This window comes from Arcicella sp. (genome assembly GCF_964672035.1).
Genome location: NZ_CBABQS010000110.1, coordinates 1 through 11,160, shown reverse-complemented (window position 1 = coordinate 11,160; position 11,160 = coordinate 1). Strand labels below are relative to the sequence as shown.

At 32.5% G+C, this 11,160-nt stretch carries 10 protein-coding genes; all 10 read left to right on the top strand.

Annotated elements, in window-relative coordinates:
- Positions 1–475 precede the first annotated feature (475 nt).
- Positions 476–1,267, top strand: coding sequence for a CRISPR-associated endoribonuclease Cas6 (gene cas6, locus AC1W31_RS19160; RefSeq protein WP_481736104.1), 792 nt, complete (start codon positions 476–478; stop codon positions 1,265–1,267).
- A gap of 31 nt (positions 1,268–1,298) precedes the next feature.
- On the top strand, positions 1,299–3,146 hold the full coding sequence (locus AC1W31_RS19155) for a hypothetical protein (RefSeq protein ID WP_481736103.1): 1,848 nt from the start codon (positions 1,299–1,301) through the stop codon (positions 3,144–3,146).
- A gap of 15 nt (positions 3,147–3,161) precedes the next feature.
- Positions 3,162–4,100 carry a type I CRISPR-associated protein Cas7 gene (locus AC1W31_RS19150; RefSeq protein WP_481736102.1) on the top strand — a complete coding sequence of 313 codons (939 nt, stop codon included), beginning with the start codon at positions 3,162–3,164 and terminating at the stop codon, positions 4,098–4,100.
- 3 nt (positions 4,101–4,103) lie between these two features.
- Entirely contained in the window at positions 4,104–4,889 is a 786-nt protein-coding gene (gene cas5b / locus AC1W31_RS19145; protein ID WP_481736101.1) for a type I-B CRISPR-associated protein Cas5b, read from the top strand.
- Entirely contained in the window at positions 4,873–7,641 is a 2,769-nt protein-coding gene (gene cas3 / locus AC1W31_RS19140) for a CRISPR-associated helicase Cas3' (RefSeq protein WP_481736100.1), read from the top strand. The genes cas5b and cas3 overlap by 17 nt, the downstream gene beginning before the upstream one ends.
- An 82-nt stretch (positions 7,642–7,723) precedes the next feature.
- Complete coding sequence (locus AC1W31_RS19135) at positions 7,724–8,503, top strand: type IV toxin-antitoxin system AbiEi family antitoxin domain-containing protein (RefSeq protein WP_481736099.1); 780 nt, start codon at positions 7,724–7,726, stop codon at positions 8,501–8,503.
- Between the two features lies 1 nt (position 8,504).
- Positions 8,505–9,365, top strand: a complete 861-nt coding sequence (locus AC1W31_RS19130) for a nucleotidyl transferase AbiEii/AbiGii toxin family protein (RefSeq protein ID WP_481736098.1) — start codon at positions 8,505–8,507, stop codon at positions 9,363–9,365.
- A complete protein-coding gene (cas4, locus tag AC1W31_RS19125) occupies positions 9,362–9,892 on the top strand; it encodes a CRISPR-associated protein Cas4 (protein ID WP_481736097.1) in 531 nt (176 codons plus the stop codon). The genes AC1W31_RS19130 and cas4 overlap by 4 nt, the downstream gene beginning before the upstream one ends.
- Before the next feature lie 6 nt (positions 9,893–9,898).
- Positions 9,899–10,903, top strand: coding sequence for a type I-B CRISPR-associated endonuclease Cas1b (gene cas1b / locus AC1W31_RS19120; RefSeq protein ID WP_481736096.1), 1,005 nt, complete (start codon positions 9,899–9,901; stop codon positions 10,901–10,903).
- A gap of 51 nt (positions 10,904–10,954) precedes the next feature.
- A partial coding sequence (gene cas2 / locus AC1W31_RS19115) for a CRISPR-associated endonuclease Cas2 (protein ID WP_481736095.1) occupies positions 10,955–11,160 on the top strand: 206 nt, incomplete at its 3' end.

The window sequence follows — 11,160 nt, the reverse complement described above, 5'->3', positions numbered from 1 at the left end:
ATTGTAGAGCCTTAGCAGGGGGTTATTATCTGATAATTTATCTTACCGCTCTCTAATTTTAAAGTCTAAAAAACAACCAGATTTTCAAAATCTTCAAGATTTTGTTTAAAAACGCACAAATTAATTAAATCATCAAAATGTATGCTCTTCCAATCGTATAAACGTAATTTTATAGAGACTAAAAAAGTCGTGGGAAATTTTTTACTTTTCTTTAGCTGCAACCATGTATGGACGAGCGAGTTTTGAGCTACTCAGAAAACGAGTGGTCATAACCAGTAAAAGATAGCTTTTTACCAAAATTGACGAAGAACCAAATCGAAATCGGTGCGCATTTCTCAGTTGCAACCTACATTATACAAATCTATAAATAACATTTAAAATACTAAAAATAATAGCTTAAATAGGGTAATTCTACGTGTATGGAATACCATTTAGATTGTATAAGTTTGTGAAATATAAACTACCTAATTTTACGATGAGATTTAAATTACACCTTAGACCAATGTCCTCTCGTCCACGAGTAATGTGGAATTATCATTATCCACTTTCTGCTTTTTTGTATTCAAAAATTGCTTCAGCAGATGAAAATTATGGTATATTTCTCCATGATACTGGCTATAAATTGAACAAAAGCAAAAGTTTCAAGCATTTTACTTTTTCAGATTTACGGTGCAAAATTGGGAAATCCGACACCAAAGGATTCGAGGTTGTTTCGCCCTTGATTGAGTGGACAGTTTCTTTTTATATTGATAAAGCAGCGGAGTCATTTATTGTTGGGTTATTTCAGGATCAACAGGTTCACTTATTTGATAAATTTCATGATGCTTTGTTTACGATTGAGCGTGTCGAAACACTTGCTGAACCTGTAATTATGCCTACAACTCGACTTAAAGCGACCTCTGCCATGGTAGTAGCTGAAAAGATAAACGACATGGATCAATACCTTGAACCTACGGATGAAAGATTTAGCAAATACTTGATTGATGGACTTAGAGATAAATATTTGAGTGCCATGATAGAGCGTGGCGAAAACATTAATCCAGATTTTCAGTGTCAAGAAATTTCATTCAAATTGACCGAAGTAAGCAATATCAAATCTCGAAAAGTAACGATTAAGGACGGCAAAAGTTCTGCTACGGAAGTGAGAGGTTTTCGTAATTTTGAGTTTGAATTGACTGCACCAGAAGAAATTATTAAAGTTGGACTTTATGGGGGAATGGGCAAGGAGGCGAGTCAGGGATTTGGGTTTTGTGAGGTTGTGGGTTAGTTAGAAATATGTGTTTTAAAAATTCTGAGAAATGATAAAAGAACTGATAAATTTTACAAATAGCTTAGATTCTGAACTTAAAGCGATTGGCATGACTCCTAAAGAGGGGCTACATATTTTATTGAGTTTTGAAGAGCAAGACGGTCAACTTTCTATTTCAAACAAGCCTAAATCTGAGATTTATTCCAAGAAGGATAAAGAACTGACTTCCGCTAAAAAGCGATTTGCTACATTGGCTAACTTAGCTTGGATGGTGAATACGAATAAATGTTTTGATTTACCATCAAAGGGGATTCATTCGTGCTCTCCTTATTGTTTGGCATTCAAACGAGAATCTATTCGGGGTGGTGCTAAGTTTAACGATGCCAAGATAAAACTGTATGAACGAATAAGTGCGTACTTTGATAAATCACTTGAACTTTTGGAAGATGAATCCGAGAAAGAAAGAGCCAAAGTATTCAAATTTGCGTTAAATGGTGAAGAGAAAGTCCATTCTTTCCTTGACCAAATTCCTGAATATTCCCAATTGAAAGATGCTGAATATATCGTTTTTTACCTTGATATTAATGAGGAAAAATATAAAATACCTAATGATAAATATTTAGGTGGAAAGCTATTTAATACGGAAGAATATAACGAATTGGGGACGGATAATCAAGTTTATGGTACAAGCAATTTTTTAAATGGCTTCAATACTAAAAAGCCTTATTTAAAACATCAATCTGCCTCATTTGATATTACTGGGAGGGTTTCCGCCAATGATGCCAAGACTTTATTTGAGTTTGAATCTATTATCGGGAGAAGAATTTTACCAAACCCTTTGCCGATTTTTGTATATGGGGATGAATTAAAGGCTTCCATCGACTTGTTCAAGGCAGATGCACTTGATGGAGGGAATAGGAAAGGGCATAAGGATATTATTGATTCGCTTTTGAAGAAATTAAGTAAAGAAACTATCGGTAATTATTATCTACTATATTATGAACGTGGTGAAATTAAAGATTTTGATTTTGTGAGCCAGTTTCAATATCGACTAATTGATAAAAATGAGAAAAACTTTAAAGTCTTAGATGTTTTTAATGAAGGAAAATCCTATCAAATTAATGACGTTTTTGAATTTCAAAGTAGAATTTTACCTATCCTATTTAATAATTCTTTGGTGGTGAAAACCAAAGGTGAAGGTCCACCAATACTTAAATATTTTGATGACCTCGAACAAAAATATTGTGATGATAATAATACAACGATTTACAATTTAGTGATGACTTATAGAGGTGCTTTTTACGATTTTATTTATAAGTCTAAAAGAAAAAGTATCAATGAAACCATGATTAATCATATCGTTATGACTGGTATTTACAGCGATTTAAAGAAACTTAATGGAGCTGATGATTCTCAGGAAAGAAATAGGGCTTATAGTATTAAAACCAAGTTAAATATTTTATTCAGTTTTAGACAATTTAATAATCAATCAGATATGTCATCAATTATCCCAGCACTTACCGAAAAAACTCGCCAAGTGATAAACAATTCGGATGTTCATTTTGAAACAAATGAAGAGTTTGCATTTGGAGTAGGGCAACTCATATACTTTTTACTAAATCAGAGTGAAAGTAGTAATAAAAGTCACGCAATGCTTGAACCATTCGTTTTAAAAACAGATGTGAATTCACTAAAAGATTCAATAAGAAGATTACTTATCAAGTACGCATATAAGTTGTCATTAGGACGTGGGAGAGTAGAAAAACTGGTGGCTGAAATTCAAGGGTTTACTTTTGAGGGAAACTTCAAAGATTTGCATGAATTCATGTTTACAGGCTATTTTACCGATTGCTTAATTTACGAAAAATCACAAAAAGAAAATATTTCAGAAATTTAAAATCAAATCTATATCATGTCATCTTTCAATAACAGAGTTTTCGGATGCGTAGTCATCAAAGCCATTAATTCAAATTACAATGCAGATTTTTCTCATCAACCACGCACTTTGCCTGATGGGACAGTTTACGCAACTGACAAAGTATTAAAATATTCAATTCGTAATTTCTTGAAAAAGGCATATTCTGAAGAGAAAGTGTTTTATTTCAAGACATTATCTGACGAAATGCAACCAAGAACACTCGACGAAAAATATGAGTTTCTTTTTGGTAAATATCCTGATATTAAAGGCAAAGATGCAGATAGTCAAATTCGTAAAGTTGTAATGAAAAATTTGCTCTCTTGTCTTGATGTACGTCTTTTTGGAGGAACGTATGCAAGTACTAATAAAATTACTTTTTCTATTCATGGACCAGTTCAAATAACTCATGCAATTGACCAATATAAAAAAGGTGAGATATATTCCGAACAAATTATGTCTCCTTTTAGAAATTCAGGAGATAAAAATGCTGATTCGACTATGACAACGCTTGGCTCACAATCAAAGCTAAGTGAAGGACATTATGTACATGGTTTTTCAGTTAATCCACAAAACATTGCTGACCAAGTTGCTTTGTCTGATGGAACGACTTTACAGCATGAAGACATACAAAAACTAAAAATTGGTCTTACTCGTGGGGTTTCTTTTTATGATTCAGCCGCAAAATCTGGTTCAGAAAATGAATTGATGCTTTGGGTGCAACTCAAAGAAGGCTCATTGATTGTATTACCCTCTTTTGTAGAGTTAGTAAAAATTACTGTCGATAAATCCATTGATTTGACTGGGATTACAGAAATTTTGAATCGCCCACATATCGCAAGCCAAGTAGAAAGAATTGAGATTGTTTATGACCAAACGGCTACTAAGGTCTTGGGGATTCCTCAAAATGCAATTGTTTCAGATTTAAACCAATAGAAAATGGCAAAGCACATTATATCGTTTGATTTGCGTGCTGATTTTGCCTGTTTCAAAAAACCTGATATTAACGAAGGAACAATTTTGACTTTTAATAGCCTCCATAAACCCGCACTGTTAGGGGTTTTAGGAGCAATAGTTGGACTGAAAGGCTACAATAAAAGAGGAGAATTTCCAGAGTATTATCAAGCATTTAAAGATTTACCTATTGGTATTGAACCAATTGAGGGATTTCACGAAAAAGGTAATTTTAGTAAAACAAACATAAAATATACAAATACTGTCGGATATGCCAATGCAGATGGAACGTTGATTATTACGGAACAAACTTTAATCAAACCAGCCTTTCGTTGCTATATTATGGTAGATGATGAGATGGAGCATCAGGCAATATTGAAAGAAAGAATATTGAAAGGAGAATCTGTTTATTTGCCTTATCTTGGTAAAAATGAGTTTTCTGCATGGTGGGACATTGAAACGGTTAGAGAGTATCAATATTCTGAGGTGAAAGAATTGACAAACTCATATGAAGTTTCAAGTTTATTTGTCAAAAACTTTACTTTAAAAGATAATCAAGAGGAAGATAAGGATGATTTCAACTTTTTAGATATGTCAGAACCAAAGCAAATATTTGTTTTTTTTGAAAGATTGCCAATAGGTTTTGATGAAAAATTGTTTCAATATCAATTAGAGAAGTTTTCTTATACAAACATTAATTTTATTCCTTCCAAAATACTTTCATCATTGTATTTTTTGAAAGATACTTCCAAATATGTCCAACTCTTTTAAAAAAATTAAAACTATAATTGAGCAAGAACAACCCTTCGGTAAGTTCTTGCTTGATTCTGCTTTATACCTTGCCCATAGACATGATTTACATGAATCTGAACCATTAGAAGAACACATAAAACTGGTAAATGATTATTTATCCCTAATTGTTGAATCAAATAAATTAGATTCAACAATTGATAAGCTCATTGAAGATTTTTTAAAATTGAATAAATTTGAAGAATATCAAATTGAGCTTTTGGGAGAAAAATTAAAATTATTTTTTTGTCGTACAATTATTTTTCACGACTTAGGAAAAATTAATCCTAATTTTCAAGGAGATGCTCTGAAAATGAATAATTCAAAGTTTAAGTCAAAAATAATTTCGAACTATATTTTAAAAACTCATCATTCCAAACTTGGGTCATACATCTACATAGTTAAGCATTTTAAAGACGTTATTTTGTCAGGATTAAACGGTAAAGAACAACAAATTTGCCTGTTTTTTATCCTTTTTTTATCTTATCCCATTTTGAAACATCATGGAAGTAAGCTATTAAGTATAGACAGTAAAACTATTTTTTTTGACAATAACGAACTGGAAGTAATGAAAAGTTTTTTAAAAAACTATCAAATTGAACTTCCAAATCAGCTTTCTATTTTAGCCGCCGACACACTTACAGAAAAACATTTAGTTAATAAGTTTTTTGAGCCATTTAAAGCCAATACCATAATTGGTCATTTCCCACTATACGCCCTCACAAGACTAAATTTTTCTTTACTTACAGCATCAGATTATTTGGCAACCTCGGATTACATGAACCAGAAACCAATTGATTCGTTGGGATTAATTGATAAAGATTTGCGTGAAAAAGTGATACTTGCGGCAGCTACTTCACATTCCTATAACTCGGAAGCCTATCATTTAGCCATTTCAGACTATAAAGTTGAGAATCCAAAGGATAAGTCTGGTGATAACCTAAATCTGATTAGAAAAAACATGGCAATTGAGTTGTTAAGGAATATCAGAAATAATACGCATCTGAATTTGTTTTATCTCGAAGCACCAACAGGTGGTGGTAAAACAAATCTGTCGATGTTGGCGATTGCTGAATTATTAAAAGAGCATGAAGTAATCAACAAAGTTTTTTATGTATTTCCTTTTACAACGCTAATTACTCAGACTCATAAATCAATACTGAAAACGCTCAATTTAACTGAAAATGAGGTGAGTTTATTACACTCAAAAGCGGGGTTTCAATCAAATGAAGACCCAAACTTTGAGGAAAAAGCGGATGGAAAATATGGGCAAGAAAAGAAAGATTTTATCAGTAATCTGTTTGTTCACTATCCTTTTTGCCTTTTGACACATATCCGTTTTTTTGATATTCTGAAAACAAATGAGAAAGAAACAAACTATTTGTTTCATCGTCTTGCCAATAGTATTGTTGTTATTGATGAATTACAATCATATTCCCCTGTCCATTGGGATAAAATACTGTATTTTATTCAGAATTATGCAAAGGCATTTAATGTCAAATTCATTCTGATGTCAGCAACTTTACCAAGAATTGACAAATTGAATTTACCCCTTGAAAACAAGCCTGTTTTTACAGATTTATTACCCAATGCCAAGGAATATTTTACGAATCCCAACTTTGCTGAAAGAGTAAAATTTAGGTTTGATTATCGAGATGCTACCTTAGAAATGCCTGAATTAGCTGCTATTGTAATTGAGAAATCAGAAGAATATTTAACTCAGAATGAAGAAAATGGAGTTTTTACTATTATTGAGTTTATTTTTAAAAAATCTGCCACTGAATTTGAAGAAGTTATTGATAACCGTTTTTTCGATGAAATCTTAGTGTTATCGGGTACAATTCTTGAACCAAGGCGAAAAGAAATAATCAATAAATTAAAAAACGAAAAGAATAGAGATAAAAAGATATTGCTCATAACGACTCAGGTTGTTGAAGCTGGAGTAGATATTGATATGGATTTAGGATTTAAAAATGTATCCTTAATTGATAGCGATGAGCAACTGGCTGGGCGGGTGAATAGAAATGTTAAAAAGGAAAATTGTGAAGTTTATCTTTTCCAGAAAGACAAGCCTGGTATTCTTTATAAAAATGATAGGAGATACTCGATTACAAGAGACAATATTTCCAAAGAAAAACATGAAGAGATTTTAAAAACAAAAGACTTTGAGCATTTATATAATTTAGTTCTTGAAAGAACAAACAAAATAAATGAGATGGAGGGTATTGAAAAATTCAGTACTTATCATGAATACATAGAAAGGCTTGATTATCAGAATGTACATGATAAATTTAAACTGATTGATAATCGAAATTTATCCATTTTTGTGCCTCTTTCTATTCCAATTTCAATTGAGGACGAAAAAGGAGAACCTGAAAATATATTTAGTGAAAATGAACTAAAATATTTAGTCAAAAATAATGTTTTTCCAGAAAATGGATTTCTTAATGGTGCTTTGGTTTGGGATTTATATTTGAAAATGAATAATAATGAATTGATTTTTAAAGAATACACAGATAAAGCTATTTCCAGAAAAACAATTGGAGGGATAATCAGTAAATACACATTCTCAATTTTTTATACTGAAAAAATGAAAGTTGCTCTAAAAGGTTTTAGTAATCCCGTAAAAGACTTTGAAGACTATCTTTTTTTGGAAAATTATCAATTAGTTTACGATTATGAAAAAGGTCTAATTGAATCAAAAATTGAATCATCTGAAAACTGTATTTTGTAAATAACTCATAAACTATTAATTACCTTTCATAATACTAAATACACTATATTTGCATATTATAATATAACAAAAAGTAATTAATATGTCTAAGATAAATGATAGTAAATCATTATTAATCAGATATTTAGATGAAAATGAAGTTAAAATATTTCATTTGAATACAATTGTTGAATATTTTGAGGATGAAAATGTGAATGTTAGGGCTACGGTTGAGGCTTTGCTTAAAGATGGAATTATTAAATCTTTGCAAAAAGGGCTTTATTACCGTCCGAGTTTTCATGATGAATTTGTGTTAGCTTATTATTTAGCTCCTAAGGGTGCGGTGGCTTATTGGTCGGCTTTGCATTGGCACGGACTAACCACTCAATTTTCAAATACTATATTCGTTCAAAGCCCTACTTTAATCAAAAATAAAGAAGTGATGGATGTTTCGTTTCAGTTTGTGAAGGTGAAACCGTCGAAGGCAAAGGGGTATCAGTTAGAAGGCAGAGGCAATAATCAGTTTAAAATTACCAATTTAGAAAAAACGATTGTTGATTGCTTCGATTCAATCGGACAAAGTGTTGACTGGTCGGAATTGATTAAGGCGTTGTACAAAGCCAAAATGCGAAACAAAGAGCTTATTGAGGCTTGTGAGGCAGTGGATAATGTTAGTGTAATTAAAAGATTGGGCTATTTGATTGAATTATTGAATATTAAGAACCTGAAAACATTTGAAAAATATGCTTTGAAAAAGGTGAATAAAAAATATAATGACCTTGACCCAAGTAGCCCGAGCAGTGGTTCGTACTTGGCAAAATGGCGATTAAGACTGAATGTTTCGGAAGAGGATATTCTTCAAAATATAAAAAACTACTATTAGAATGATAAACAGAAAGGAGATTGTTGAGTGGTCTAAAAAGAGTAATGTTCCCGCTGATACGATTGATAAAGATTATGTACTTGGACATTTTCTAAACGTACTTTTTTCGTACCAATGGGCAAAAGAGAACTTGATTTTTAAGGGTGGTACGTGTTTACGAAAGTGTTATTTTGAAAATTATCGTTTCTCGGAGGATATTGATTTGACGATTATAAATCAGAATTTCATCCTTACACGCAAGGGAATCAATGAAGTTTGTGAAAAGTTGAAGAATGTAACTGGCATTGAGACGAATATGTTGATGTTTGCGGAAGTGCAGCACAATAACCAGAAAGTGGGGTGGGATATTGAGATTTGTTATTGGGGAGCAAATCATAATCCATCTGAAACGCCAATATTTAGGAAAGATTGTCATACTAAAATTATCCTTGAAATTAGACATTTTGAACTGATGTTATTTGAGAATATTGAAAGGGAAATTATCCATAATTATTCTGATAATGAATTGATTATTAATATAATACCTTGTTATTCGATAGAAGAAGTTTTAGCAGAAAAAATGCGGGCTTTGATTCAACGAAATCGAGGGGAGGCGAGAGATTATTTTGATTTATGGTACATCAAAACGCACATAAATGAGATTGATTGGCAGGGAGTTAAAGAAGCATTTTTCAAGAAATGTATTTTCAAAAATATCGTTTTCAATGATGTTTCAGATTTATTTAAGCCTGAACGGATGAAACAAGTTGCTATTACATGGGATAAAAGGCTTAGTCATCAACTTCAAACACAGGTTGATAGAAATTCGGTAATGAATGAATTAGAAGTATTTTTTAGTGAATTATTTGTAAAAGAATCATGACCATCAATGCCACACTTATTAATATTCTCCATATTTGCCACCGTGAATTGTGGTTGCACGCCCACGTAATACGGATGGAGCATACCTCTGATATTGTGTCGGAAGGTAGGCTTATTGGGGAAGAAAGTTATCCGCAACGAGCTGAGAAAAATCAGGAAGTACAGATTTCTGGGGAATTGGAAGGGATAGAATTATCTGCTAAAATTGACTTTTTTGATGCAAAATTGGGAATTGTTCATGAAACGAAGAAGTCGGCGGCGAGGGAATTGGCACATATTGCTCAGGTGCAGTTTTATCTGTATTTGCTTCGTAAAAATGAAATTGTGGCTAATTATGGAACGATTGAATATCCTAAATTGAGACAAACCGATAGAGTTGACTTGAATGAGGACGATGTTACAGCAATTGAATCGAAAATTAAGAGGGCTTACGCCATTACTGAACAAGAAAATTGTCCGCCCGCTTTACCTAAAAGTAAATGTACTAATTGTTCTTATTTTGATTTTTGCTGGAGTGGAGATGAATGATAAACTATGAAAAAATCGTATTACCTTTTTAATCCTGGACGATTGAGTCGTCAGGATAATACACTTAAATTTCAACCTGTGGATGAACATGGTGTTGAAGGTCAGCCAAGATATTTGCCCATTGAAACGGTCGATAATATCTACTGTTTTGGGTCATTGGATGCAAATTCAGCGATGTATAATTTCTTGGGAAAGCATCAGGTGGCGGTTCATTTTTTTGATTATTATGAGCATTATACGGGTTCATTTATGCCAAAGGAGTATTTGCTGGCAGGAAAAATGCAGGTAGAACAGACGAAATTTTACCTTTCGGATAAAAAACGAATGGTGGTGGCTCAGAAATTTGTCTCGGGCGGAGCTGCAAATATGTTGAAGAATTTACAGTATTATAACAATCGTCAGAAAGATGTAGCCAAACAAATTTCGGCTATTGAGAGATATGCGGAAAGTATAAATGCTACGATAAAAGTGCCTGAGTTGATGGGTATTGAAGGGAATATTAGACAGACTTATTATGAGGCTTTTGATGTAATTATTAATGATTTTGAGATGGGAAATCGGACAAAGCAACCGGCTAATAATGAGGTAAATGCTTTGATTTCGTTTGGCAATATGATGTGCTATACAATGTGTTTGGACCAGATATTTCACACACAGTTAAACCCTACGATTGGTTTTTTGCACGAACCAGGGTTTAGGCGATATTCGCTTGCTCTGGATTTGGCTGAGGTTTTTAAGCCTATTTTAGTGGATAGAACAATTTTTAGTTTGTTAAATAAGAAACAAATTCAGTCGAGTGATTTTAGACATGAGTTAAACCGCTGTGTAATGAAGGATTCGGCACGGAAGCTTTTTGCTCAGGCATTTGACGAAAAACTGAAAGAGACTTTTAAGCATAGGACTTTAGGACGGTCGGTAAGTTACAAGCATTTGGTGAAGTTGGAATGTTATAAATTGAGTAAGCATTTATTAGGGATTGACGAATATAAGCCCTTCAAGATGAATTGGTAGAGAATTTTATAACGTATATAGATATGAGTTTAAACTTTTAACTGTAACAATATGTACGTAATTTTGGTTTACGATATGGGCGAAAAGCGAGTAGGCAAGATGTTGAAGCATTGTCGAAAGTATTTGAATTGGATTCAGAATTCAGTTTTTGAAGGAGAAATAACAGACGTAAAATTCAAGGAAATGATTTTGGGTGCGAAACAAATTATGGATGAAGAAACGGATAGCTTGATAATGTTTAAAAGTAGGAATCAGAA

What these genes read in the sequence shown, in the direction of transcription:
- cas5b (WP_481736101.1), top strand. Translation starts at nt 4,104, where the DNA reads ATGGCAAAGCACATTATATCGTTTGATTTGCGTGCTGATTTTGCCTGT.
- cas3 (WP_481736100.1), top strand. Translation starts at nt 4,873, where the DNA reads ATGTCCAACTCTTTTAAAAAAATTAAAACTATAATTGAGCAAGAACAA.
- cas6 (WP_481736104.1), top strand. Translation starts at nt 476, where the DNA reads ATGAGATTTAAATTACACCTTAGACCAATGTCCTCTCGTCCACGAGTA.
- cas4 (WP_481736097.1), top strand. Translation starts at nt 9,362, where the DNA reads ATGACCATCAATGCCACACTTATTAATATTCTCCATATTTGCCACCGT.
- AC1W31_RS19150 (WP_481736102.1), top strand. Translation starts at nt 3,162, where the DNA reads ATGTCATCTTTCAATAACAGAGTTTTCGGATGCGTAGTCATCAAAGCC.
- AC1W31_RS19130 (WP_481736098.1), top strand. Translation starts at nt 8,505, where the DNA reads ATGATAAACAGAAAGGAGATTGTTGAGTGGTCTAAAAAGAGTAATGTT.
- cas1b (WP_481736096.1), top strand. Translation starts at nt 9,899, where the DNA reads ATGAAAAAATCGTATTACCTTTTTAATCCTGGACGATTGAGTCGTCAG.
- AC1W31_RS19135 (WP_481736099.1), top strand. Translation starts at nt 7,724, where the DNA reads ATGTCTAAGATAAATGATAGTAAATCATTATTAATCAGATATTTAGAT.
- AC1W31_RS19155 (WP_481736103.1), top strand. Translation starts at nt 1,299, where the DNA reads ATGATAAAAGAACTGATAAATTTTACAAATAGCTTAGATTCTGAACTT.